At 62.9% G+C, this 26,137-nt stretch carries 11 protein-coding genes; 4 read left to right on the top strand and 7 right to left on the bottom strand.

Features of this window, described 5'->3' with window-relative positions:
• The first annotated feature begins 204 nt into the window (after nt 1–204).
• The 3 genes from PPN31114_RS04635 (at nt 205) to PPN31114_RS04625 (ending at nt 10,165) form a co-directional block, all read left to right on the top strand.
• Nucleotides 205–4,722: a dermonecrotic toxin domain-containing protein gene (locus PPN31114_RS04635; RefSeq protein ID WP_150678285.1), complete on the top strand. Its 4,518-nt coding sequence runs from the start codon at nt 205–207 to the stop codon at nt 4,720–4,722.
• 206 nt (nt 4,723–4,928) lie between these two features.
• The gene (locus tag PPN31114_RS04630; protein WP_150678284.1) at nt 4,929–9,512 is read left to right on the top strand and encodes a dermonecrotic toxin domain-containing protein; all 4,584 of its coding nucleotides are present in this window, start codon (nt 4,929–4,931) and stop codon (nt 9,510–9,512) included.
• 137 nt (nt 9,513–9,649) lie between these two features.
• The gene (locus PPN31114_RS04625; RefSeq protein ID WP_150678283.1) at nt 9,650–10,165 is read left to right on the top strand and encodes a molybdopterin-dependent oxidoreductase; all 516 of its coding nucleotides are present in this window, start codon (nt 9,650–9,652) and stop codon (nt 10,163–10,165) included.
• A gap of 22 nt (nt 10,166–10,187) precedes the next feature.
• On the opposite strand, the gene PPN31114_RS04620 is transcribed toward PPN31114_RS04625, so the two are convergent.
• From PPN31114_RS04620 to PPN31114_RS04605, 4 genes are all read right to left on the bottom strand, one after another.
• A complete protein-coding gene (locus tag PPN31114_RS04620) occupies nt 10,188–12,413 on the bottom strand; it encodes an esterase/lipase family protein (protein WP_246182396.1) in 2,226 nt (741 codons plus the stop codon).
• A gap of 8 nt (nt 12,414–12,421) precedes the next feature.
• Nucleotides 12,422–13,513 (bottom strand): Lnb N-terminal periplasmic domain-containing protein, encoded by a 1,092-nt coding sequence (locus PPN31114_RS04615; RefSeq protein WP_150678282.1) that lies wholly within the window; start codon nt 13,511–13,513, stop codon nt 12,422–12,424.
• 19 nt (nt 13,514–13,532) lie between these two features.
• The gene (locus tag PPN31114_RS04610) at nt 13,533–16,271 is read right to left on the bottom strand and encodes a cation-transporting P-type ATPase (protein ID WP_150678281.1); all 2,739 of its coding nucleotides are present in this window, start codon (nt 16,269–16,271) and stop codon (nt 13,533–13,535) included.
• 117 nt (nt 16,272–16,388) lie between these two features.
• Nucleotides 16,389–17,165: a class I SAM-dependent methyltransferase gene (locus tag PPN31114_RS04605; RefSeq protein WP_150678280.1), complete on the bottom strand. Its 777-nt coding sequence runs from the start codon at nt 17,163–17,165 to the stop codon at nt 16,389–16,391.
• A gap of 122 nt (nt 17,166–17,287) precedes the next feature.
• Here PPN31114_RS04605 and PPN31114_RS04600 point away from each other — a divergent pair, with 122 nt between their 5' ends.
• Nucleotides 17,288–18,151 carry a LysR substrate-binding domain-containing protein gene (locus PPN31114_RS04600; protein ID WP_150678279.1) on the top strand — a complete coding sequence of 288 codons (864 nt, stop codon included), beginning with the start codon at nt 17,288–17,290 and terminating at the stop codon, nt 18,149–18,151.
• Between the two features lies 1 nt (nt 18,152).
• On the opposite strand, the gene PPN31114_RS04595 is transcribed toward PPN31114_RS04600, so the two are convergent.
• Genes PPN31114_RS04595 through PPN31114_RS04585 form a run of 3 tightly spaced genes read right to left on the bottom strand, consistent with a single transcriptional unit; the run spans nt 18,153 to nt 26,136 of the window.
• Nucleotides 18,153–19,631, bottom strand: coding sequence for an efflux transporter outer membrane subunit (locus tag PPN31114_RS04595; RefSeq protein ID WP_150679154.1), 1,479 nt, complete (start codon nt 19,629–19,631; stop codon nt 18,153–18,155).
• 50 nt (nt 19,632–19,681) lie between these two features.
• Nucleotides 19,682–22,969, bottom strand: a complete 3,288-nt coding sequence (locus PPN31114_RS04590) for an efflux RND transporter permease subunit (protein WP_150678278.1) — start codon at nt 22,967–22,969, stop codon at nt 19,682–19,684.
• Nucleotides 22,966–26,136: an efflux RND transporter permease subunit gene (locus tag PPN31114_RS04585; RefSeq protein WP_150678277.1), complete on the bottom strand. Its 3,171-nt coding sequence runs from the start codon at nt 26,134–26,136 to the stop codon at nt 22,966–22,968. The genes PPN31114_RS04590 and PPN31114_RS04585 overlap by 4 nt, the downstream gene beginning before the upstream one ends.
• Nucleotide 26,137 lies beyond the last annotated feature (1 nt).

Below are 26,137 nucleotides of genomic sequence, written 5' to 3'. Positions count from 1 at the left end.
GCGAGCCACGCGTGTCGGCGAATCGTGAAAGTTGCGTAGTGGTGGGGTGCGGAGGATCGGCGTGTTGCCGGGAGTCCGACGCGGGAAAGCCCATGGTTTGAATGACCTTTCGTCACTTCGGGGGACTTCGGCGGCAACGTTGCCTATTCAAGTCTTCAGGAGGTTGGCATGTTGGGTCATGTGCAAGGTGCGGGGCACGGCGGTGTGTGGACGCAAGCCACAGCGACAGAATCCGCGAACGTAAGTGAAGCGCAGGCGGCAGCCGACGATGCGGGGCTGCCGGGCTATTACGAAGCGGCGATGGGCGAGTTGTTCTCCCAGATCATCGGGACAGCATTGCGCATGGATGAGATTTTTCTGCCCGAGAGGCGCGAGCGGCTGACGACGGCTGCACAAGCGCCGGCGAATGATTGCGCGTCGCTTGAGCGCATTGTCGAGAACGCCGTCAATACGCTTATCGAGCAGTACGGTGTTCCGGAGCAGACGATGCTCTACCTGTTGAAGACGTTGCGCGACGACGACGTGCAGTCGCGAATTTCTCCGGAAATACGGTGGGTGGCAGACGGTTTTGCGGCAGTGGGTGAGCGTCGTTGGGCGGCGGCAATAGCGCGCGAAGGGTGGCGACGGCCTGAGAGTCGCGCATGGTCGGACTATGGCGGAGATGTATTCGGCCCCAACATCGAGGAGGCATTCGCGGGTGAGGCCGACGAGGAACCGGGTTTCAGCGTGCGGCCTGCCTTGATGGGCCTGAGCGCGCTACTTACCGGCGCTTGGCTCGTGCTTTATGACAAGTTGCAGCAGTTCCGCTGGGCGGGCTCCGGCGTGGATTACCGGCGTGGCGTTGATTACGAAAAGCATGCGAGGGCGGCAAGCGAATCGAAGGCCAACCAGTTTTGTGCGAAAACGCCAGCGCAGCGGGCGTTGCTCGCACTGTGCGCTTCGTCAACGCTGACACAAGCTGGGCCACCCGCGCTGCTTGGGTTAGCTGCGCAAACCACGGCAGCACAGCCGTCCGCGCCACCAGGCCAGGAGATACCGTCAGGCGGCTATCTTTCGCAATTGACGGAATTTCTTGCAAGCTGGCAGCCGAGCGATCCGCTCCGGTTTCCGTCGGCGGGCGCTGCGTCAATCAAGTCGAGATTTCCCAATGCTTTCGATGCAAGCCGATTTGCCTACCCATCCGCCGCTCCAGATCACGCCGCACCTCTGTCGGCAAGCGCCGATGCGTCAGAGAAATTCCATCAGAAGCTAGATGCCGCTGTCGCGAAGCAACTCGCGCCGGAGCTCGACGAAAGCTTGCTGGGCCCCGACTTCGGCAATATCAAGACGTACAACCAGTCCATCCACGATTCCCTGGAACTTCAGCGTCCAACAGTACTGACGCAGCTCGGTCTGCCGCCGAGTGTGCTGCTGAGCGACATCGTCTTGCTGGCACGGTCGCCGTCCGGCGATCTGTCTGGCCCGTTGGATGACATGGTCTTGCGCCATATCAAAGGGCATCCGGTCTTCGACGACTACAAGCTCAATCTCACCTATCACCTGAAGCACGAAGCCCCCACGTCATCCAAGACGTTGGAGCACCGCCTTACCGATGACCCGGATCGCGCCGCTTTCAGCTTAGGGAATCTCGCTGCCGACACCATGGCCGGGCCGCACAACGCCATGCTGGCGGAATCTCAATGCAGACTCAGGCTCCTCGATTCCGACGTGAGTCTGATGGCGACCTATGGGCGGTTGTACGCTCAGGCTGCGCTGCAACGCGTCGACAACGAATACGCTGCCGGGCGGCTGAGCGAGGCGGGGGCGCTGACATTGAAGGCCGTGTGCCAAGTCCCGATAGGAACGGAACGTCTCAACGGCGACGATGTGATGCGCGGCTCGCACGCGTATCTCGTTCATGCCCTGGTGACCACAGCGAGAAAGGACGGCGGGCCGCCGCGCTCGCGTCAACGGACCATACCCGGCCTGATGGTGGCCTCGCGTGCCACGACTGCCGATGCACGAAAGGGCGACGCAGGCGCAGTGATCTTTGTCGTTGGCGCCCCTGAGCCATTTAGCGAGCACCGTCTCGAGGACATCGAAACCACGCTCTCCTCGTATCGGCACTCTGCCGGTGCCGAAACCGACTTCTTGCAGGGAAGCGACATTGCACGTGCGATGCGTATCCGCTTGGAGCAAACATTTGCGGGCGTGGACTTCGGCAAAGAAGGCGTGACCCTTTCGCTGACGTTGGTGAGGAACGAGGCGCACATCTTCGAGGAAATGATCCGCGCTGCGGCGAACATGCGGTCTCCCACGCACTGGCTCTCCATCAAGGCTAAAAAATTCGAGACCGAGGGCATGGCGCCATTGGCGCGCAAGACATGGCTGAGTGGACAGACGCTCGAGGAAGATGGTCAGGTCGCAAGGTACCCGCGGCCGAGCCTGTCGATGCTCGACCCCGCCGGGGCGATGGATGGTGCCGCGTCGCTTCGCTGGCCGTCGACGAGCATCGGCCATAGCGGTGCCCAGCGGTTGCGCGAGTTGACCAACATGCAGACCACGTCGGCGCTGGTGGGCCATGTGCCGAAAGGAATCGGCAAGTGGTCGATATACGAGCAACGGGAACGCCTCTTTGAGTGGGAGCGCCATCGACAGACGTTGATTAAGTCGCTCAAGGGGGGATTCGTCATCTCGGCGCATGAAGCCTCACGCACGGGAGCCCTCGGGCTGGCCGCCAAGAATATGGTGCTGTTGTCCGTGGGTGGCGAGACGGCCGCGGATTACATCGAGCTTTCCGGCTTGGACGCGGATGAATGGCCTTCAGACGGGGTCGACGTCGACTGGTTGGACGTCGGAGTCTTCCAATCGACGATCATGATCATCCACCGGCCCGATCATGCCGATTGGTTTGCCGTTACCTACGATGCGCTGGACCCTGTCACGCAGTTTCGCGAATTCAGCGATGAAGCCGCATTGAGCGCTTGGTACCAAGGGGTGTACGACGACGAGAGTAAGCGCGATGCCTTGACGCAACGGTTTTACAGCGATGAGGCGGAGCTTGATTACGGCATCCCGAATCCCTCGAAGGTCGGCAGCCGGGCGCTGGGGGAGTTCATCGGCCCCTACACTCGGGCTTCCGCTCGCGGTGCAGGCCCACGCGGTTCTGGCCCGTTTGCCGAGTTGTGGGACCGTGCGAAATTGCTCTTGCTCACCGAATTCGGCGATTGGCCCTTTGAGGCTTGGGAGAAGAACCCCGAGGCAACACTGCTGACGTTCTTCCGCGACCCTGCTGAAATGGCAAGCAATGTCGCGTCGCGTCTCGGTGAAATGGCGTCGGTGCAATCGTCGTTGTTCGACAGGCCGGAGTTGAATTCCCGACGCTACATGGAAGCCGCTTACGGCCCTCGGATGGCACACGTGTTGCTCGCACGCGCTGAGCCGAGCGTGAGCAGCCTTGATAGCGGCAATCCGGTGATGCCGCGCGCTTTCGATCGCCACAACAGTATGCGTATTCCGCTCACGTGGGATATCGCGGTGAATTATCCCGGTCCGGTGATGGGGCGGCAGACGTTGTTGGCGCAGGCAGACGGCATCGATGCAGACGCGTACGGCATGGTGCCGCAGTTCAACATCATGCCCGGCTTGCATTTTTCGGAGGGAAAACTGCTTGCCGAAGGGCATGACGAGTCTTACCTGCAAGTCGTGTACGACGATGACATGCGCGGGTGGCGCCTGTGCATGGACGGGGATGCGAGCCATGACGGTCCGCGTGTTGTACAACGCCCAAACTCGACCATCTGGGAAGTGATTCCGTTTGCCGAGGGCGAAGCAGATTGGCCTGATGTCGATGATCGGGCCAATTTTCATTTGGCGCGGGCCTGCGATAGGGCGGCGAGGCAACTGCGGTTCAATGCTGATGCAAGCGTAGCCGACGCGTTTTCGCACGGCGATCGATACGATGGCGCGCGCCCGCTGCCGCGCAATTCGACACTGACGTCCTATCGTCTCGCCTTCTTGAAACGGTCTATCGAGGGCGCCAGGCCCAAGGAGCTGGGCGATCTGTGGGAGGGCATTCAAACCTTAGAAGCCCGCGAGCCCTTCGAAAAGTTCATCCGTCTGACGCAACGTCTGCAAAGTCAGCCTGGGCTCGACCTCTTTCGTGCCGTGTCGATGAATAGCCGAAGGGAGATGGACAAGCTAGAGGGCCGAGGGCCTACCACGATGTGCTTGTGTGCCGCGCGCGCGTTGGTCGAGGGGAAGTTGCCCGATGCCTTCTTCGTGAAGCAAGGCGTCGTGCCCGGAAGTTTTGACGCCGTCGCGCAAGACAATCAAGTCGCTGGTGCGGGGTACAAAGCCGTGAGGGCGGATGTAAAGCGGCTTCACGACAACATCGACAGCATCATCGATAGCCGCCCCGAGATGATCGGCGTCGGGGAAATCATCGATCAGCTAAGGCCGTCTCGCGGGGGAAAACGCTTCATCGTGGCGCAGACGGCCAATCACGCCATCCTGTTCGGTGCGATACGGCTCGGTCCGAGGGCGCAATTTTTCGTGTTCTACGATCCCGAAGTCGGCGTGATGAGAGCACGCAACCGGCTCGCCTTCGAGCGGATTGTGACTTCGCATCTTCTCGATAGCGGGCTAGCCGTGCACGCCTACGGCGCCCATACCCGTCGGGACGCAGACGTGGTGTTCCAGGTCGCCGACGTCAATGTGGCGGCACTGATGCGTCGGGACTAGCCACGTCAGGTGGCGCTTAGCCATTTCGGGAGATGGCGCTTGGCCTTTGGGACCGTGCCATTCAATGTGAATGGGCCGGACCGGAAAAACCGGGTGTCGTTGCGGCGAAGGTCGTGAGTTGGCGAATCGTGTAAGTGGCAAGTCGGCGGCACGCGCAGGATCGGCGTGTTGTCGAGAGTCCACAGGTGGAGGAGAGCGAACACGGGTTGGACGCCATCAAGGCGATTCTCCGGGACTTTGGCGGCAACGTTAATTTTCCAAGTCTCAAGGAGATCGACATGATCGGGCAGATTCATAGTGCGGGGCCGTCGTCTGTCAACAATCTGTTGGCGGCACAACAGACCGTGAATGCACCTAACACTGAAGCGTCGACGCACGCAGACGGTGCACAAGCGGGCAACCCGGCGTCGACGGATTCCGTGCGGGCGATTCACACCGAGGAAGGCAGTAAATCCGCCGACCTGCCGCGCAGATACATCGAGACGATGCATGAGCTGATGAGGCAGATCGTCATCACGGCATCAACGATGGAACATCGATTTACGCCAGCCCATCACGACCAGGCTGTTACGCAGGCGGTGCTGTGCGAGCACGAGCTCAAGCGTTTTGAGGGCATGGTGGAGAACGCCGTGCTTGAACTCGCCCAGCGCAAAGGGGTCTCGCAGCGCACGGTGCGCTTCATGCTGGCGACATTGCGACGTGATGACGTGCAGTCGGAAATCGATCCGGAGATACAGTGGCTAGCGGCGCTATTTGCCGACATAGGCGAGCATTGCTGGGCGGAGGATTTCGATAGTCACGCCGAGGATGAGGGATGGACTAACTATCACGGTGTATTCGGCCCCAGCATCGAAGAAGCGTTCCACGACGAGGAAACGAACGGCTGGGTGCGGCCGGTGGTGACGGGGTTGGGGGCACTGCTGACCGGCGCCTGGCTCACGCTGAATGACAAATTGCAGCAGTTCCGCTGGGCGGGCTCCGGCGTGGATTACCGGCATGGCGTCGATTACGAAAAGCACGCGCGGGCGGCGGCAGAATCAAAGGCCAGCCAGTCGTGTGCGGAAACACCGATGCAACGGATGCTGCTCGCGCTCTACGCCAGCTCGGGACTGACGCAATCCGGGCCACCCGCGTCACTTGGGTTCGACGCGCAAGCCACGGCAGCGCAGTCGATCACTCCGGCAGGCGTGGAAATTCCGTCAGACGGCTATCTTTCGCAATTGACGGATTATCTTGCAAGCTGGCAGCCGAACGATCCGCTTCGGTTTCCGTCAGCGGGGGCCGCGCAAATCGCGCCAGATCACCCCGCACGTCTGTCGGCAAGCGCCGAAGCGTCAAAGACATTTCACGAGAAGCTAGATGCCGCTGTCGCGAAACAACTCGCGCCGGAAATCGATGAGAGCCTGCTTGGCACCCACTTCGCCAATATCAAAACGCACGACCAGGTTGTATTTGATTTCCTTGAGCGTACGCGCCCAACGATTCTCGAGCAGCTCGGTCTGAATACGAATGTCCGGCTGAGCGACATCATCGTATTGGCACGGTCGCCGTCGGGTGACCTGTCAGGCGCGCTGGACGAGATGATATTGCGTCGTCTCAAAGGGGATCAGGTGTTTGACGACGAGAAGCTCGATCTCACCTACCACCTGAAGCACGAACGTTCCGCGTCATCGAAGCCTTTGGAAAGCCGCCTTGAGAATGGCGCCTATTTCAGCTTCGGCAATCTCGCCGGTGACTGCGTCGCCGAACTCTATCGGCACATCGCAGAGAAGGGAGAAATAAGTTGCCAACAAGAACTCCTCAATACCGACGGCCGTCAGATGGCGACCTATGGGCGGTTGTATGCACAGGCCGCCTTGCAACGCGTCGACAGCGAATATGCCGCCGGGCGGCTGAGCGAGGCGGGGGCGCTGACATTGAAGGCGGTTTGCCGAGTTCCGACAGGCGCGGCGCGTCTCAAAGGCGACGATGTGATGCGCGGCTCGCGCGCGTATCTCGTTCGTGCTCTGGTTACCGTACCGGGGAAAGAGGGGGACGTGAGCTCGCGCGAGCGCATGATGCCCGGCCTAATGGTGGCCTCGCGTGCAACACCCGAATCTCCGCCAGAGGACGATGAAGGCGCTGTGATGTATGCCGTTGGCGCGCCTGAGCCATTTAGCGAATACCGTCTTGAAGACATCGAAGGGGCGCTCTACGCGTATCGGCACTCTGCCGGTACCGAAACCGACTTCTTGCAGGGTAACGACATTGCGCGTGCGATGCGTATCCGCTTGGCGCAAGCGTTTCCGGACATTGATCTTGGCCGGGAAGGCGTCACCATTTCGCTGGCGTTGGCGCCAAGCGAGGGGCACATCTTCCAGGACATGACCCGTGCTGCGGCGACGATCATGGTGCCCACGCACCGGTACCAAATGACGCGCAGCAAATTCGAAGCCGAGGGTATTGCGCCATCGGCGCGGCGGGCATGGCTTAGCGGACAGACGCTTGAGGAAGGCGGCCGGGTGGCAAGGTACGCGCCGCCGCCCCTCTCGACGATCAGCCCAACGGTGGGTCTGCCGCCCGGATCGTCAGAAATTCGCATCGGTCGCAGCGGTGCCCGGAAGCTGCGCGAGCTGGCCGACATGCGGACCGAGTCGGCGTTGGCGGGCCACGCGCCGCAAGGAAAAGACCAATGGTCGATAGGCGATCGACGGGAGCGCATCTTAGATTGGGGGCAACATGAACTGACTTCGATTCGCGCGCTCAAGGGCGGATTCGTTGTCTCGGCGTATGAAGCCGCAAACTCGGGGGACCTCAGCCTTCTCGCCAAAAATATGGTGCTGTTGTCCGTCGGTGGCGAGACGTCCTCAGACGGCATCGAGCTTTCCGGTATGGACGTGGATGCGTGGCCTTCCAACGGGGCCGAAGTTGGTTGGCTGGACACCGGCACTTTCCAATCGACGATCATGACCATCCGCCGTGCCGATGATGCCAACGCGCTTATCGTGACCTACGATGCGCTGGACCCCGTCACGAAGTTTCGCGAATTCAGAGACGAAGCCGCATTGAGGGCTTGGTACCAAGAGGCATCCGGCGATGTGAACAAAAGGGACGCGTTGACACAACGGTTCTACAGCGCTGAGTCAGAGCGTTTTGACGGCGTGCCGATGGCCTCCATGGCTCGTGGCCGACCGCTGGGAGAGTTCAGCATTAACACGCGAGCATTCGCGCGCGGCGCCGGACCATTTACTGAGCTATGGGACCGTGCACAAGCGCTCTTGCTCACCCGATTCGACGATTGGCCCTATAAGGAGTGGGAACAAGACCGTGATGCCACCATCATGAAGTACTTCTACTACCCCGCAGAAATGGCAAAAAATGTCGCGTCGCGTCTCGGAGAAATGGCGGCGGTGCAAACCGCGTTGTTCGACCGAGCGGCATTGAATTCCCGATCCTCTATGGATGCGGCTTATGGCCCAAGGATCGCGGAGGCGTTGTTTGCACGCGCGGAGCCGATCGTGCGCAGCCTTGACAGCGGTCTGCCGATTGCCCCGGGCGCTTTCGATCGTCACAACAGCATGCGTATACCGCTCTCATCGGATGTGGCGTTGAGTTACCCCGGCCCGGTCTTGGGACTACCGACGTTGGCGGACCAGATGGACGGCGTCGAGCCGTTTATGGGCATGGTGCCGAAGAACACCGTCATGCCCGGCCTATATCTTTCGCAAGGGCGATGGCTCGCTGAAGGGCAGGACGGGCACTACCTGCAAGTCATGTTCGACGATGAAATGCAGGGTTGGCGCCTGTGTATGGACAAAGAGGTGAGCCGTGACGGCCCGCGCGTTGCACAACGGCCGAACTCGACCGCTTGGGAGGTGATTCCCTTTGCCGACGCCGAAGCGATTTTGCCTAACGTCGACGATCGCACCAATTTCCACTTGGCGCGTGCCTGCGACAGATTGGCAAGGCAACTGCGGTTCAACGCCGACGACAGCGTGGCCGAGGCTTTTTCGTTCGGTAATCGATACGATGCTTCGCGCCCGCTGCCGCGCAATGCGACGTTGACGTCCTATCGTCTCGCCTTCTTGAAAGGGTTTAACGAGGGCGTGTCGCCCGATGAACTGGGCGATTTGTGGGAAGGCGTTCAAGCCTTAGAAGCCCGCGAGCCTTTGGAGAAATTCATCCGTCTGTCGCAACGACTGCAAAGTCAGCCCGGACTCGACTCGTTTCGTGCCGTTTCCTGGAATAGTCGTAGAGAGATGAGCAAGCTAGCGGGCAGAGGGCCAACCACGTTGTGCTTGGTTGCCGCGCGCGCGTTGGTCGATGGAAAGCTGCCCGACGCCTTCTTTGTGAAGGAGAACGTCGAGCCTGGCAGTTTCGAGGCTATCGCGCGCGACAGGCAAATCGCTGGTGAGGGGCACAAAGCGGTGAGGGCGGATTTGAAGCAGCTTCGCGACAGCATCGACGCCGTCATCTCGGTCCGGCCCGATTTGCTCAGCGTTGGGGAAATCATCGACCAGCTCAGGCCGTCTCGCAGGGAAGACGCCTTCCTCGTCGCGCAGACGGTCAATCACGCCGTCCTGTTTGGCGCGAGACAGTCCTCGCCGGGGACGACGACTTTCATGCTTTACGATCCCGAGGTCGGTGTGATGACCGCACACAACCGACTTGCCTTCGAGCGGATCGTGAGTTCGTATCTTCTCAATGGCGGGCAAGCCGTGCACGCCTACGGTGCCCAGACCCGTCGCGACGGAAAAGTGGCGTTCCAAGTGGCCGACGTCGATGTCACGGAACTGATGCGTCTGGACTAGCGTGAAGTTGCACGGGGTCGCATGACTTTGCGTGCTAACCTCGTGCGACTCCATCAAGAGGGGGAGCGGGCGGACGTCTCCGGTTTGCCTTGCGCCCCCTCGGTTTATCGCCTGCTCATCTTTCGTCACGACCTCGTATGAAGAAACGTGAATTCCTGACCAGCGCCGTTGCGCTTGGCGTCTCGGCCCCAGTGCTGGCAGCACCCCAGGTATCCGCCCCGGCATCCGGCACCACGCCGCTTATTACCGTGAGTGGTTCTATCGCGCGCTACAACCGTGGCCCGGTCGATCCGGCGCTCGATCAGCTTTTTCATAAGCAGTTGGTGCAGTTCGAGGCGGCGTACACATTTGATTTCGGCACGCTCGCGCGCATGCCTGCGCAAACCGTCATGCCGTCGAACCCCGCCACACAGATTTTGTTGCGCGCACTCGACGGCTACGTCATCGCCACGACACTCGGGCAACTGCGCGACTATCAATTCCTGCTCGCCACGCATATGGACGACAAGCCGCTCGCGCTGGGCGGCCTCGGGCCGTTGTGGGCGGTCTACGATCCGGCCGCCATTCCTGCATTGGCTGGCAAGCCGCTCAAGGAACAATTCACGCTGTGCCCGTGGGGCGTGTATCACATTCAGGTGAACGCGGTGTCCTGAGCGGCACCGTGCTGACATGCGGTCACTGCGCTGGGGCAGTGGCTGCGCCCGGCGCGACGGCCTTGGCCGGGGCACCGGGGAGCGCCGGCGCAAGCAGCGGCGGCGGGTTGATGGTTTGAAACGCCCGCACTCCCTTGAGCGATTTCACCGGATCGAGTTCGTCGACATCCTCGTGCAGGATGCGCCGAATTTCCAGAATCGCCTGCGGCGTCTCCTGCACGCTATGGCCCGAGACGATCACGCGCTCGGAGGCGGCCCCATCCAGATGCGCACTCGAATACGGCACCACGCCGTCGCTCGACTCGTTGAGCGGCCCTTTGGCGTCGCGTCGCGCAATGATCGAATGGTATTGCACTTGCGGTGAAATCTTGAGTCCAGCGGCTGCCACCACATACGGGTCGTTGTCGCGCAACTGGTCGATGCTGTTGGGCACGTAGCGCGTCTTGCCCTCGGACGGGTTGTCTTCCGAACCCGTCGCATAGTGCAGCACGTCGTCGATGCCCGAGAGCAGCGTGACGGGCAGCTTGATGAGGTTGGATATCCAGCGCCCAATCCGGTTACGCGCGAACGGCGTGCCGCGATGCGGGGCGGCAATGAAGATCGCCCGCTCGAACTGCGGCACCGGCCCGAAGTGAAACAGCGGATCGAGCCGGTTGCGGGCGCGCTCCAACTGGTCGCCATCGAGGTGGTAGTCGTCCTGAAACGCGTTCCACAGTTCATCGTTGGCGCTCGACACCATCAACCGGGCGATCACGCCGCCCATGCTGTGCCCGATCACGACGGCATCGTGCGAAGCGGCCGATAGGCCATCCGGATCGAAGTGCTTGAGCGTCGCATCGAACGCGTTGCGAATCGCCATCGCGTTCACGAGCAGCGGCGCGTTGGTGGGGTAGTACACCTGCCAGATCTGGAAGCGCTCGCGCAGCGTCGCATCGCCCTGAATTTCATTGGCCAGATTCACCCACGCTTCCGGACTGCTGGCCAGCCCGTGCAGCATCAAGATGACCCGGCGGCTCGGGTCGAACGGCTGCATCAAATAGATATGTGGCCGGTCGATGCCGCGATCGCGGCCGAACAGCGTGCGCAGCGATTGTTCGGCGAAGCCTGAGCGCGCGAGCCACAAGCCGTAGCCCGCCGTGAAATTGCCCGCCAGCGGCACGGTTTGGCCATGCAATTCGACCGATGCCTGACGGTAAGGGTCGTACACGACGAGCGTGGCGACGTGCGTGGACAGAATCTCATCGAGCGTGATGCCGTCGAAACGCAGCAACAGCGTCAGCGACGGCGAAGACATTTCGCTGAACTGCGGGCCGGTGTTCGGATCGGTCGCACGATGGAAGTCTCGCGAGGCTTGACTCTCACGGTTCGTGCGCACGCGGCTGCCGGATGTCCGGTCGTCACTGGGGTTGGGCGAATAAACACCGTCGTTGTCGGGGCCGGTCGAGGCGTCGCCACGCGGTGCCGGGGTGCGGCGAGCGGCAACGACGGCGTCTGCCGCCGACTTTTCGTCGAGCACGGCCACCAGTTCCGCGCCGAAGCCGTCGCGACGGTACGGACTGCGCAGGCCCGCGAAGCGCAGCGTCGATGCGGGCAGCACTTCGCGGGGCTGGGTGCGGTTATCGGCAAAGCGTACGCTGCTGGCGTCGACCGGCAGCGTCCAGCCCGCGATCTTGTCGCTGCCGGTGCGTTGCACACGCCGGAAAAGCGCCACCGAGAACATCTGCACCGCGTAGTTGTAGTAGTCGCGCACCTGCGTCTGACGGTCTTCGAAGGCGCGCTCGCTGGACGGCCGGTCGCCATAAAACAGGTAGGCATAGGCGTAGCGCGCCGTGCGCAGCCACAAATCGAACTGTGAGTCGTTCCAGAGCGTGTCGCCCGTGGGGGTTTGCGCGATCGCCAACTGCATCGACATCTCGGCCATGGCCGCTAGACGCCGGTCGATATCGATTTCCTTGGCCCGTCCGAGCGCATCGATGCAATCGAGCGACGGCTTGGCGCAAATCGTCTCATCCAGACCGGCCACACGAATCGTCTCGTCCGTCGACGCGCTGAGCTTGCCGGTCGACAAAATGTCACCGCGCTTCATCGCGATGTACTGATCTGGGCCGAGCGAGCGCACTTCCACCATGGCGCAGCCGCTGAGCCACACGGCACTCGCCACCAATGTGGCTAGCGGCAGCAGGCGTTGCCAAAGGGTTCGGGCGGCGGCAGCCGGTGCCGGTGTCGCGGAAATAGACGGGGAATGCACAGCAACGATCACGGTGTCACCTTAGGATCGTCGCCGGGTACGCCCTGGCGGATCAGTGTCGAGAAGTCGGGCGAATCGCCCGCGGCCAGTGCTCGTTTGACGAAATCGCCGCGCGTTTGCAACTGTTCGTAAGTAAATCCGGGCGTGAGGCCGCCCTGGTCGTAAGCGTATTCGGCGAAGTAGCCGGAGAGTAGCAAGCGATAGTCGAGCGGCAGTCCGGGCGCGATGATGCGCGCCAGTTCGAACACGATGGTCGTGCAGTTACTGGTGAGCGTGTTGTACCACTCGGGGGTGCGTTGCAGGTCGCGGGCGCGTTCCAGATAACCGATGAACACCTTGCGCAGTTGCTCGGCGGGGATGTTTAGCCGATACAGATGCACATCCTCGCCCCGCACGTTGCTGCGCACGCGAAGGATATCGCGCTCGTCGGCGGCCACCAGCGTGGCTTCGAAATCCTTGAAGAAGCCACCGACGGCCGAGAAAGACTGTCCGCGCTTTTTGCGAATCTCGATGGAAAACACGACGCGCTGGCCGTCCGAGAACCCGAACGACACCAGCGTATGGGCGATGGCGGGGCCCATCCAATACGACAGCGCGAGATCGGCGCTCACGAGTTTGTCGAGATCGTAATGGCGCGTCTCCCAGCGCGGCGTGAAGTCGGTTTCGGTGCGCCATTCGAAATCGCGCACGTTGCCAAGCGTCACCTGCGAGCCATTCCAATGCGGATCGAGCAACTGGGCGACATCGGGGGCCCAATCGCGGTCGTTGGACGGCCGTAGCGTTTGCCACCAAGCGATGAGCAGTACGGCGGCAATCAAGAACGCGAGCGGCCAACCGCGTAATGTCGCACCGGGCGCACCGAGTGCACCGGCGCGCACGCGTAACAGCGCGACGATCGCCGCGACGCCAAGCACGACCCACAGGGCGATGACGGCGTAGCGCACGACGGCCGGGCCGGGGCATTGATAGGCCAGTGCCATGGCGCCCCAGGCGCAGGCGCCCAGCACGATCAGGGCGAGGAGGGTGCGCAGCACGTAGACGTACCACGCAATGTGATGGCCGGCGAGCGCGTCGCCGGCGTGGGATTGCAGTTGCACCATGTTTTGCTGATCGGAAACCTTACTGTCTTGCTAGCCGCTCGGCCCAGCCGGCGCGGCGTACGACCCATTTCTCAAGTTCGGCCCCGAAGAATACCAGCAGTCCGGCCCCGATGACTTCCAGCCATTCGCGCCCGTTAAGCGGTGCAGAGCCGAACGTATTCTGCATGAACGGCGTGTAAGTGAAGATCATCTGCAAAGCGATGCACGCGGCGATGGTAATTAGCGCAACACGATTGCCGAACAGTCCCGTCGCGGTGAGCGCACTGCGGAAAATCGAACGGCTGTTGAGGAGGTAGAACATTTCGGCGACCACCAGGGCATTGACGGCCATGGTCCGGGCCGACTCGATGCTCGCGCCGTTGCGCCACTCTATATAGAACAGGCCGAAGGTGCCGATCATCATGAGCACCGAGACGAGCGTGACGCGCCAGATGAAGAACCACGACAGCAGCGACGTGCCGGGTGGTCGTGGCGCGCGCTCCATAATGCCCGGCTCGGCTCGCTCGAAGGCCAATGCGATACCGAGCGTGCTGGACGTCACCATATTGATCCACAAGACCTGTGCCGGGGTGAGCGGCACCACGCCAAGCGATAGCATGACCCCGGCAATGACCACGAGCGCTTCGCCGCCGTTGGTCGGCAGCATGAACAAGATGAATTTCTTGAGGTTGTCGTAGACACCACGCCCTTGCCGCACGGCCTTGGCGATGCTCGCGAAGTTGTCGTCGGTGAGCACGATGTCCGCTGCTTCCTTGGCGGCTTCGGTGCCTTTGAAGCCCATGGCCACGCCCACGTCGGCCCGCTTGAGCGCGGGCGCATCGTTCACGCCGTCGCCGGTCATGGCGACCACCTGACCGTCGTCCTGCAAGGCTTGCACCAGGCGGAGTTTGTGTTCGGGGCTGGCGCGAGCAAAAACATCGATCTCCAACGCCACGCGGCGCAGTTCTGCGTCGTCCATGAGCGCCACTTCGGCGCCGGTCACCGCGGGCTTGCCCACGCCGATGTCGAGTTGCGCGCCGATGGCCTTGGCGGTTTCGGCATGATCGCCCGTAATCATCTTCACGCGGATGCCGGCGCGATGGCATTCGGCGACAGCGGCAATGGCTTCAGGGCGCGGCGGATCGATGATGCCCACCAGCGCCAGCAAGGTGAAACCGCTCTCGGCATCGCTAAATTCGATGCGATCCCCAGCAGGCGCCGCGCGTTTGTACGCGATGCCCAGTACGCGCAAGCCTTGCGCCGCCGTGTCGGTCACCATGCGCCGCCAGTAATCGAGATCGACCGGCCCGACGGGTTCGCTGCCCGGTGTGCGGATTTGGTCGCGGCACATGTCGAAGATGCGCTCCGGCGCGCCTTTGACGAAGATCCACGGGCTGCCGTCCCGGTCGGTGTGATACGTCGCCATGAAGCGATGCTGCGACTCGAACGGAAGGGTGTCGCGGCGCGGCCATTCGGTTTGCAGCGTCTCGCGAGAGAGCCCGGCCTTACTGCCCAGCACCAACAGCGCGCCTTCGGTGGGGTCGCCTTCGACGCGCCAGTGGCCTTCATCGTCTTGCAGCAGGCGGGCATCGTTGCAAAGCTCACCGGCACGGGCCGTCAGCAGCAGTTCGGGGTGTTGCGCGAAATCGACCGCCGTCCCGTTCAGCCGGAATTCGCCCGTCGGCACGTAGCCCGCACCGCTCACGTCGTAGACGAGGCCTGCCGTCACCACGCGTTGCACGGTCATTTCGTTGCGCGTGAGCGTGCCGGTCTTGTCCGAGCAGATGACGGTGACCGAACCCAGCGTTTCGACCGCGGGCAAACGCCGCACGATCGCTTTCTCGCGGGCCATGCGTTGCACACCGCGCGCGAGGATGACCGTCATGATGGCGGGCAGCCCTTCGGGAATGGCCGAGGCCACCAGCGCCACCACCACCATGAACATTTCGCCCGCCGGTTCCCCGCGCCAAAGCCAGCCGAGCAAGAAGGTGAGCACGGCGACGACGGCAATGGCGGCGGCAAGCCCGTGGCCGAACCGGTCGATCTGGCGTAATAGCGGCGTAGTGCTGCTGTCGACATCGGTGAGCAGGTGGTTGATGCGACCAAGCTCGGTGTGCGCGCCGGTAGCGACGACGATGCCGGTCGCTTGGCCGTAGACCACAACCGTTCCCGCGAAGGCCAGACACCAGCGGTCGCCGAGGGCGGCGTCTTCCGCGACCGTGCCGAGTTCCTTCTGCACTGGCTCCGATTCACCGGTCAAGGCCGCTTCGTCGACACGCAGTTCGCGCGAGGCGATCAGTCGCAGGTCGGCGGGCACGCGGTCGCCCGAGGCCAGCACGACGATGTCGCCGGGCACGAGCGTGGTGGCGTCGATCTCGCTGCGTTGGCCGCCACGCATGACGGTGGCGTGCGGTGCGAGCATGCCGCGAATGGCGGCGAGCGCCGATTCCGCTTTGCCTTCCTGCACGAAGCCGATGAGGGCGTTGACGATCACGGCGGCCAACAGAACGGCCGTATCGAGCCAATGGCCGAGTATCGCCGTGATGACGGCGGCGCCCATCATGGCGTAGAGCAGGATGTTGTGGAACTGGTGGAGCAGCCGCATGAGCGGCCCGCGCCGGGCGGGTTCTGTCAGCCGGTTCGGGCCGTAGCGTTCAAGACGTGATTGGGCTTCGGTGTTGGCCAGCCCGTCGGGGCCGGTCTGAAGTTCGAGTTGCGTTTGTTCGACCGAAAGCGTGTGCCAGGGATGCTGCGGGGGGGCGTTGTCGTCGCGTTGCATCAGGAGACCTCGGTACGGCGGCTGCCGTGACCGGGTCACGACATACCGCAGGGATCGGCGAGACGAGGGTGACTCCCGCGAAGCATAAGCGAAGTTCGGTCTACTAGGAAAGGGTAATTACGGATGGCCGACGATCAAGCGCAGTGAGCCGTCGAAGAATGGCTGTGTGCGCAGCGCCCCGTACTTCTTGTCCCACAGGCCGTTCTCGATATCGCGCCTCAGGCGTTCGACGAACTTCGCTTCCACGCCGGGTTCGACAAAACTCCACGCTGAATTGGCGCGGCGCGCACCCGGTTCGAGCAGCCGCTCCGGGCGTCCGTAATACGCTTCGCTGAAGCCGTCCGTACACATTAGTGGAATTTCCACGGGCTGCACGTCCACGCGCCCACCCAATCCTTCCTCGATGGCGGCGATGGTGGGATAACGGCGGGCTTCGACGGCGATCATGTCCGGCGCATAGTCGGCCAGCCACGAAAGATGCAGGCGAGTGGGGGCGCAGGTCAGAATCAGCACCGGGCCGCGCGTCACGCGTCGCATTTCGCGCAATCCGGCAGCGAGATCGGGCCATTGATGCACGGTGAACGTCGCCATGCTGGCGTCGAAGGTCGCGTCGGCAAATGGCAGGCGCTGCGCCACGCCATCGATGGCGACGGGCAAGTGCGCCGGGCGTTGCGCGCGCATCGACTCGGATGGCTCCACGGCGACGACTTCACGGTCGACAGGCTCGTACGAGCCAGCCCCCGCGCCAACGTTCAGCACGGTCCGCGCGTCGCCCAAGGCCTGCCGGATAAACGCCTCGATATGCGGCTCGGGTTGCCGGTAGTTGGTGTAACCCATGCCGATCGTGCCGTAGTTGGCATCGCCAGCACTTCCATCGTTAAATCGCTTATCCATTCACGCTACCCCTTCCGGTGTTGTTAAACAGTACATGACGAGAAAGGATAGGGCGTGAGATACACTTCGAAAATCGAGTTTTTTCGTCATATCCGTTAGTTTATTTAACGAAGGAAGTTGTCATGCGGGATCTACCCCCGTTATCGCTGCTTCGCGCGTTCGAGGCCACGGCCCGGCACCAGTCGGTCACCAAGGCCGCAGAGGAGTTGTTCCGAACGCACGGGGCGATCAGCCGTCAACTCAAGCTGCTTCAGGAGCACGTCGGTGCCCCCTTGTTCGATAAGGACGGCACTGGCTTGAAGCTCAACGCCCATGGGCATGGTCTCTACGCGCTCGTCACCTCGGTTTTCGACCAGTTGGAACAGGGCTACACCCGGATTCGCACGCAGGTGCAGCGCGCCGGATTGCACGTGGCTTGCAGCGCAACGTTCGCGATGCGCTGGCTGGTGCCGAATCTGGCCGATTTTTATCGTCAGTACCCCGACATCGGCATTCGCTTGTCCATGACCTCCGCGCGCGGCATTCGCAGCGAAGGGGCCGACTTGGTGATCGCCTGGGATCTCACGTCGTACCCCGAAGCCGATCGCCAGCGCGCGATCCGGCTGGCGCCTGTGGCCTTCGGGCCGGTGTGCGCGCCCGGCTATGCGAGCCGTGCGGCGTCCGGCACCCGCATTACGCACGACTTCACGTCGAGTGCGTGGACGTATTGGGATGGTCAGTCGAAAGAGAGGATTGGCACGGGTGGGGAGATCGCGTTTCCGCATACGCATCTTTGCATCGAGGCCGCGCTCTCGGGGCTGGGTGTCGCGCTCGTCGAGCAACGTCTGGTGCGAAAAGAACTCAGCGAAGGGCAGTTGATCGCCCCATGGGGGTTCTTGGAACTGCCGTTCGGCTTGATGGCACTGCCCGGCGATGGCGTACCGCCGCCGGACTTCGACAATTTCCTGCGCTGGTTGCGTGAGCGCTTGGCGCGCGAGGCCGTATAGCCTACTTCTTCGGCGCGTCGTTGTCCGAGAGCTGGGTGTCCGACCAGCCGCCGCCAAGATCGCCGATGAGCGCCGTCGCCGCCAGCAGGCGAGATTCGTGCACGTTTAGCGCACTCTGCTGCGTGTTGAGTTGCGTAGTCGTCGCCGTCACCACGGTGGTGTAGTCGACCGTACCCGCCTGATATTCGTTGAGCGCGATACGGGCGCCATCGGCGGCGTCCTTCACCGCCGAGTCGAGCACTTGCGACTGCTGCTCCAGAATGCGCAGCGACGCCAGATCGTTCTCCACACCCTGCAATGCGCTCAATACCGTGCCGCGATAGTTGGCCACGGCAGCGTCGTAGCCCGCTTTCGCCGCATCCACCTTGGCGCTGCGCTGGCCGGCGTCGAAGATCGTCTCGCTAGCACTGGCCCCCAACGACCACACATAGTTCGCAATCTTGAACAGCCCGGCCACCGGCGCGGCGGAGAAGCCGTCGGACAGCGACAACGTGATGTTCGGGTAGTAGGCCGCCACGGCAATGCCGATGGCCGCGTTCTGGGCCGCCATCTGCCGCTCGGCGACGGCAATGTCCGGCCGGCGCTGTAACAGCGTGGACGGCAAGCCGATAGGGACGTCGGGCAGTGTCGGCAGGGCGTTGTTGGGGGCAATGGTCAGCGATTCCGGATTGCGCCCGACCAGCACGGCAATGGCATGCGCGTACTGCGCGCGCGATACGCCGAGCGCAATCAGGCTCGAGCGGGCATTCTCCAACTGCGTGCGCGCCGTGATGACGTCGGATGGCGGAACGGTTCCGGCGCGGTCTTGATCCGCCACCACGCGCAGAGACTCGGTATAGGCGTCGACCGTCTGCTTGAGCAGCGCGATGTTCGCGTCGGTGATACGCAAGTCGATGACCGCATTCGCCAGGGCAATCTGCTCCGAGAGCGTCGCGTTGGCGAGCGTGGCAGCACTGGCTTGCGCGGTGGTGCTGCTTTGTTCGATGGTGCGGCGCACTTGGCCCCAGATGTCTGGCGCCCAACTGACCGTGCCTTCGGCGGAGGCCGCATTGACGATCGTCGCGCCGCGCGAAGCCAACGCCGCGTTGGTGCTGGCACCGCTACCGCTGCCGCGCGAGCGTGTTGCCGAGCCGTCGATGCCGACCGACGGGAACAGCCCCGCACGCGCGACGCGCACTTCCGCCAGCGCTTGCTGATAGTTGGCGTAGCTCTGTCGAACGGTCTGGTTCGAGACCTCCACTTGCGGCATCAACTCGTCGAGCAGCGGATCGTGAAACCCTTTCCACCATTCGCCCTTGGGGCCTTCGGCATCCGGCTTGGCTTGCGTCCAGCCCTCCAGCTCGGTGAACTGCGTCGGCATGGCGACGGCCGGGCGTTGATAGTCCGGGCCGACCGCGCAAGCGCTGAGCAACACCAGACTGGCCAGGCAAGCGAACGTCAGGCGCGGCAAGTTGCGTGAAAAACGGCGCGGGGAGGGCATGGCTGCCCCGGGAGGCGATGCGTTAGCGGGTGGTGTCATCGGTTTCATGGTCAAGCCTCCGTGCTCTGGCGACGGTTCCAGGGCAGGTGTTTCGACCAGCGCGCGACGCGCTCGCGCAGCCGGTCGAGATACAGATAAATAACGGGCGTCGTGTACAGCGTGAAGATCTGGCTGAGCAGCAACCCGCCCATGACCGTCACCCCCAGCGGCTGACGCAACGACGCCCCTTGCCCCAGCGCAATCGCTAGCGGCACCGCGCCCAGCACGGCTGCGGCTGTGGTCATCATGATCGGGCGCAGCCGCACGACGGCCGCTTCGTGGATGGCGCGCTTGGCGTCCATGCCCTGATTGCGCTGCAACTGAATCGCCACGTCGACCATCATGATCCCGTTCTTCTTGACGATCCCGATGAGCAGAATCATCCCGATCATGGCGATCACCGAAAACGGCGTGCCGAAGATCAGCAACGCAAGCGTCGCGCCGATACCTGCGGACGGGAGCGTCGAGAGGATGGTCAGCGGGTGGATGGTGTTCTCGTACAACACGCCGAGCACGATATACACCACGCCCAGCGCCGCGAGAATCAACAACGGCACGGTGCCCATCGACTGCGAGAACGCTTGTGCGGCGCCCGCGAACGCCCCGTGGATCGACGCGGGCATGCCGATGGCACGTGCGGCGTCGTCGATCGCGACTTGCGCCTGACTCAACGAGCCGCCCGCAGGCAGGTTGAACGAGACCGTCGCCGCGACCATGCCGCCCTGGTGGTTAACCTGCGTGGCCGTGTGCCGTGGGTAGAAGGTGGCGAGCGCCGAGAGCGGCACCATGGTTTCGGCAGCCGTACTGTCGGCGCTGCCGCTGGAATTGCCACCCCGGCTGTTGGCGATGGCGTTGTTCTGCTGGTTGGCAACCGCGTTGGCGTTGAGCGGGTTGGTGCCCGAGGCCGTCGTCTTCGTCGTGACGCCGCTCACGGTTTTGCCGGACATCTGCGTTTGCGCCGTGCCGCTCGCGTTGCCTGCGGCGGTACTCAAGTAAATCTGGTTGAGCGAATTCGGGTATTGCCAATACTGCGGCGCGACTTCCATCACGACGAAATACTGATTGATGGGGTTGTAGATGGTCGAGACGGTGCGCTGCCCGAACGCGTCGTAAAGCACGTTATCGATCTGATTCGGTTGCAGATTGAAGCGGGCTGCCGTCGCCCGGTGCATCTCGACATACATCTGCAAGCCGTTTTGTTGCAGGTCGGTGTTGACGTCGAGCATCGTCGCGCGGTGCTTATTCAGTTCGGCAACGAGTTTGGGCACCCATTTGTACAGGGCGTCGGCGTCGTCGCTCGTGAGCGTGTATTGGTATTCGGCCGCTGACTGACGCCCGCCGACGCGCAAGTCCTGCTGCGCTTGCAGGAACAGGCGCGCGCCAGAGACGGCGTTGAGCTTCGGGCGCAGCCGGTTCACGACCGCATCGGCCGAGAGATGACGCTCGGCCAGCGGCTTGAGTTGCACGAACACCGTGGCGGAATTGAGCGAGCGCCCGCCGGTGAAGCCCGCCACCGATGCCACCGCCGGGTCGGTCTGCACGATGGTTTGTAGCTGTTCAAGCTTCTTGCGCATGGCCGGGAACGAGATGCTCTGGTCGGCCATGATCTGACCGATCAGAATGCCGGTGTCCTGTTCGGGGAAGAACGTCGCGGGCAATAGCCGGAACAGAAACACATTGCCGACCAGCAGCGCGATCATCACCAGCCCGACGAGCCCGGCATGATCGAGCACGGCGGAGAGCGAGCGCGCGTAAGCGTCGCGGAACCGGTCGAACTGACGGCCGACCCACACGGACCAACGCGCTTCCGATGTGGCCGATTCCCGCGTCAGCACGTAGGCGCACAACGTCGGCGTGACCGTGAGCGAGATCACCAGCGAGAGCAGGATGGCGATCGAGAGCGTGACAGCAAACTCGTGGAACAGCAGACCGACGATGCCCGGCATCAGCAAGATGGGCAGAAACACGGCGATCAGCGACAGGCTCATCGACAGCACGGTAAAGCCGACTTCCGCCGAGCCTTGCAACGCGGCTTCCTTCGGCGGCACGCCCAACTCTAGATGGCGCACGATGTTTTCCATCACGACCACCGCGTCGTCCACCACGAAGCCGGTGCCGATGGTCAGCGCCATGAGCGATAGGTTGTCGAGGCTGTACCCGAGCAGATACATCGGGCCGAAGGTGCCGATGATCGACAGCGGCAGCACTACGGCAGGAATCAGCGTCGAGCGCGGCGAGCGCAGAAACACGAACACCACGCCGATCACCAGCAGCACCGCGAGCATCAGCGTGCGCTCGGTGTCCTTGAGCGAAGCTTCCACCGAAACCGAGCGGTCGAGGGCGACGTTGACTTTGATGTCGCTCGGCAGCGTGGCTTCGACCAGCGGCAGAATCTGGCGAATTTGTCCGACCGTCTTGACCACGTTGCTGCCCGGCGACGGGTAGACGATCACGAGCACCGACGGCTTGTTGTTGAACAGCCCGGCGTTGCGAATGTTTTCGTTGCTGTCGCGCACGAGCGCCACGTCGTGCAGCATGACGGGCGCGCCGTTGCGGTAGGCCACCACGAGGTTTTGATAGCCCGCCGCTTTGCTGATCTGGTCGTTGGACGTGACTTCGAAGCGCTGATCGCCCTGATCCAGATGGCCTTTGGCGCTATTGGCATTGGCCGCCGAGATGGCTGCGCGCACGTCTTCCAGCCCGATACCGTAGCTATTGAGCTTGCCCGGTTCCAGTTCCACACGCACCGACGGCAGGGCACCCCCGCCGACCGTGATCTGGCCGACGCCATCCACCTGCGAGAGTTGTTGCAGGATGATCGAGTCGGCCGAATCGTAGAGTTGCGCCGTGGTCAGTGTGGCTGAGGTGAGCGCAATCACCATGACCGGCGTGTCGGCCGGGTTGAACTTGCGATAGCTCGGGTTGCTGCGCAGGGTGGTCGGCAGGTCGGCTCGGGCGGCCTGAATGGCCGCTTCGACGTCGCGCGCGGCCCCCTCGATGTCACGGTTCAGGCCGAACACCACCGGAATCGACACCGAGCCGACGGTACTGGTCGAGGTTAATTCGGTCACGTCGGCAATGGTGCCGAGCCGCCGTTCAAGCGGCTCGGCCACGGTCGAGGCCATGATCTCCGGGCTGGCGCCAGCCATGCTTGCCTGCACGGCGATCACCGGGAACGACACGTTAGGCAGGGGTGCCACCGGCATGCGCAGGTACGCCAAAATGCCAGACAGCAGCACCGCGATCGCCAGCAACGTGGTGGCGACCGGGCGCTTGATGAAGAGCGCCGACATGTTCACGGCGCATCTCCCGTCGGCGGCTCATCCGGCGCCTTCGGTGTTTGCGGACCCTGCGGTGGCGTACCGCCGCGTTTCAGCCGACGGGCTTCCCGGCGCTCGCGCACGCGGGCCGCCATGCGGTCGAAGTAGAGATAGATGACCGGCGTGGTGAACAGCGTGAGCAATTGGCTGAGCATCAACCCGCCAATGATCGCCAGACCCAGCGGGCGTCGCAGTTCCGAGCCGGTGCCCGTGCCGAGCAGCATGGGCAGCGCGCCCAGCATGGCCGCGAGCGTGGTCATCAGAATCGGCCGGAACCGCAGCAGCGACGCCTCGAAGATGGCCTCGCGCGGCGGCTTGTGCTGATTGCGCTCGGCGTCGAGCGCGAAGTCCACCATCATGATGGCGTTCTTCTTGACGATACCGATGAGCAGCACGATCCCGATAATGCCGATCACATCGAGATCGCTGCCGGTGATCATCAGCGCGAGCAGCGCGCCAATGCCCGCCGAAGGCAGCGTCGAGAGGATGGTGACCGGATGGATGAAGCTCTCGTACAGCACGCCCAGCACGATATACACCGCCACGAGTGCGGCGATCAGCAGATAGACCTCACTCGAGAGCGAGTCTTCGAACGCCTGCGCCGCGCCTTGGAACGACGAGGCAATGGACGGCGGCAGATTCACGGCCTGTTGTGCCGCGCGAATTTCCTTCACCGCACTGGAGAGCGAGGCGTCGCGGGCCAGATTGAACGACACCGTCACCGCTGGAAACTGCTGCAAGTGGCTGATCGCAAGCGGCGTGCTGATGACCTTCAGATTCGCAATGGCCGAGAGCGGCACCTGACCGCTGGCGCTCGTCTGGCTCGGTAGATAGATGGTGCCTAGCGAGTTGATGGTCGTCAGGCTTTCGGGCTTGGCCACCAGAATCACGCGGTACTGGGCCGACTGCTGGAAGATCGTCGAGACAATGCGCTGACCGAGTGCGTCGTAAAGCGCGTTGTCGATGGTCGCGGGCGTAATACCGTAGCGTGCGGCCAGTTGCCGGTTCACTTCGACTTGGATCGACAGGCCACTGGTGTCCAGATCGCTCGCCACATCGGTGATCGACGTGATCTTCTTCATGCGGGCGATGAGCGGCGGCACGTACTTGGCGAGCGTGGCCTGATCGGGCCCGCGCAGCACGAACTTGTACTGGTTGGGCGACACGGTCGTATCGAGCGTCAGATCCTGCGCGGGTTGCACATACAACTTGATACCCGGCACACCCGCCGTCGCTTGTTGCAGGCGGCGGCCAATCTCGGCGGCGGTCTCCGAGCGGTCGTCGCGGGCTTTCAGGTTGATGAGGAAGCGCCCGTTGTTGAGCGTGGTGTTGATGCCATCGATGCCCACGTACGACGTGATCGAGGTGACGTCCGGGTCTTTCAGCACCTCGTTGGCCAGCGCCGCCTGACGCTTGACCATCGCCGAGTACGAGACGGAGTTATCGGCGACCGTAATGCCTTGCAGCACGCCCACGTCCTGCACGGGGAATAACCCCTTCGGGATCACGACGTAGAGCACCACCGTGAGGGCGACCGTAATGAGCGCCACGATCAGCGTGAGCAACTGGTGATCGAGCACCCAGCGCAGGCCGCGCTCGTAGGCGGCGAGCGTTTTGTCGAACAGCCGCTCGCTCACGCGTTCGAAGCGGCTCGGATGGCGGTCTTCCTGCGCGCGCAGGATACGCGCGCAGAGCATCGGCACCACGGTGAGCGACACGATGGCCGATATCACGATCGTGACGGCCAGCGTGACGGCAAATTCACCGAATAACCGACCGATCACGCCCCCCATGAAGAGCAACGGGATGAGCACGGCGATGAGCGAAATCGTCAACGACATGATCGTGAAGCCGATCTGCCCGGCGCCTGCTAGCGCCGCCTCAAGTGGCGGCATGCCTTGTTCTAGATAGCGCACGACGTTCTCGATCATGACGATGGAGTCGTCCACCACGAACCCTGTGGCGATGATCAACGCCATGAGCGAGAGGTTGTCGATCGAGTAGCCGAGCTCGTACATCACGGCGAGCGTGGCGATCAGCGAGACCGGCACCGAGATGCTCGGGATGATCGTCGCGGGCACGTTGCGCAGAAACACGAAGATCACCGCGACCACGAGCACGACGGCGAGCACGAGTTCGAAGGCGGCGTCGCTCACCGACGAGCGGATCACGCCCGTGCTGTCGGACACCACGCTCACTTCCATCCCAGCAGGCAGCGTCGCTTCGAGTTGCGGTAGCGCGCGTTTGATCTGATCGACCGTCGCGATGACGTTGGCACCCGGCTGGCGTTGCACGTTGAGCACGATGGCCGGGGTTTTGTTGAACCATGCGCCGCGCTCTACGTCTTGAGCCGCCTTGGCGACGTGGGCGACGTCGCGCAGATACACCGGCGAGCCGTTCTGATAGGCGATGACGGTGTCGAGATAGTCTTGCGGATCGGAGATCTGGTCGTTGGCATCGAGCGTGTAATCGAGCTCGGGACCGTCGAAGTTGCCCTTCGGCTGACTAACGTTCACGTTGGCGAGCAGCGTGCGCAGATCGTCGAGGTTCAGGCCGTAGGCGGCAAGCTTCTGCGGATCGGCTTCCACGCGCACGGCGGGCACGTTGCCCCCGGCGAGCGTGACCACGCCAACCCCGGCCACCTGCGAAATCTTCGCGGCAAGGCGGTTGTTGGCGGCGTCTTGCAACTGCGTGAGCGAGAGCGTTTTCGACGTGACGGCCAGCGTCATGATCGGCTGGTCGGCCGGGTTCACCTTGGCGTACGTCGGCGGCGCGGGCAGGCCGCTGGGCAGCAGGCTATTCGCGGCGTTGATCGCCTGTTGGACGTTTTGCTGCGCAACGTCGAGGTTGAGCGCGAGATCGAATTGCAGCGTGATGACCGATGAGCCCTCGGCGCTGTACGAAATCATTTGCTGCAAGCCGGGAATCTGGCCGAGCTGCACTTCGAGCGGCGCGGTGACGGTCGTTGCCATCACCGAGGGGCTGGCCCCCGGGTAGAACGTCTGCACCTGAATGGTCGGATAGTCGACGCTAGGCAGCGATGAGACGGGCAGCACGCGTACGGCCACCAGACCGACGAGTACGAGCGCGATCATCAGCAGCCAGGTCGCGACCGGGCGCAGGATGAAGATGCGGGAGAAATTCATG

The organism is Pandoraea pneumonica (assembly GCF_902459645.1).
GTDB classification, from domain to species: domain Bacteria; phylum Pseudomonadota; class Gammaproteobacteria; order Burkholderiales; family Burkholderiaceae; genus Pandoraea; species Pandoraea pneumonica.
Note: the sequence above shows the minus strand (reverse complement) of the source record. Positions and strands in the feature narration are given on the sequence as shown.

Bases quoted from the DNA above. Each gene is read 5' to 3' on its own strand.
- PPN31114_RS04625 (WP_150678283.1), top strand. From the start codon at position 9,650: ATGAAGAAACGTGAATTCCTGACCAGCGCCGTTGCGCTTGGCGTCTCG.
- PPN31114_RS04615 (WP_150678282.1), bottom strand. From the start codon at position 13,513: ATGGTGCAACTGCAATCCCACGCCGGCGACGCGCTCGCCGGCCATCAC.
- PPN31114_RS04610 (WP_150678281.1), bottom strand. From the start codon at position 16,271: ATGCAACGCGACGACAACGCCCCCCCGCAGCATCCCTGGCACACGCTT.
- PPN31114_RS04605 (WP_150678280.1), bottom strand. From the start codon at position 17,165: ATGGATAAGCGATTTAACGATGGAAGTGCTGGCGATGCCAACTACGGC.
- PPN31114_RS04600 (WP_150678279.1), top strand. From the start codon at position 17,288: ATGCGGGATCTACCCCCGTTATCGCTGCTTCGCGCGTTCGAGGCCACG.
- PPN31114_RS04595 (WP_150679154.1), bottom strand. From the start codon at position 19,631: ATGCCCTCCCCGCGCCGTTTTTCACGCAACTTGCCGCGCCTGACGTTC.
- PPN31114_RS04585 (WP_150678277.1), bottom strand. From the start codon at position 26,136: ATGAATTTCTCCCGCATCTTCATCCTGCGCCCGGTCGCGACCTGGCTG.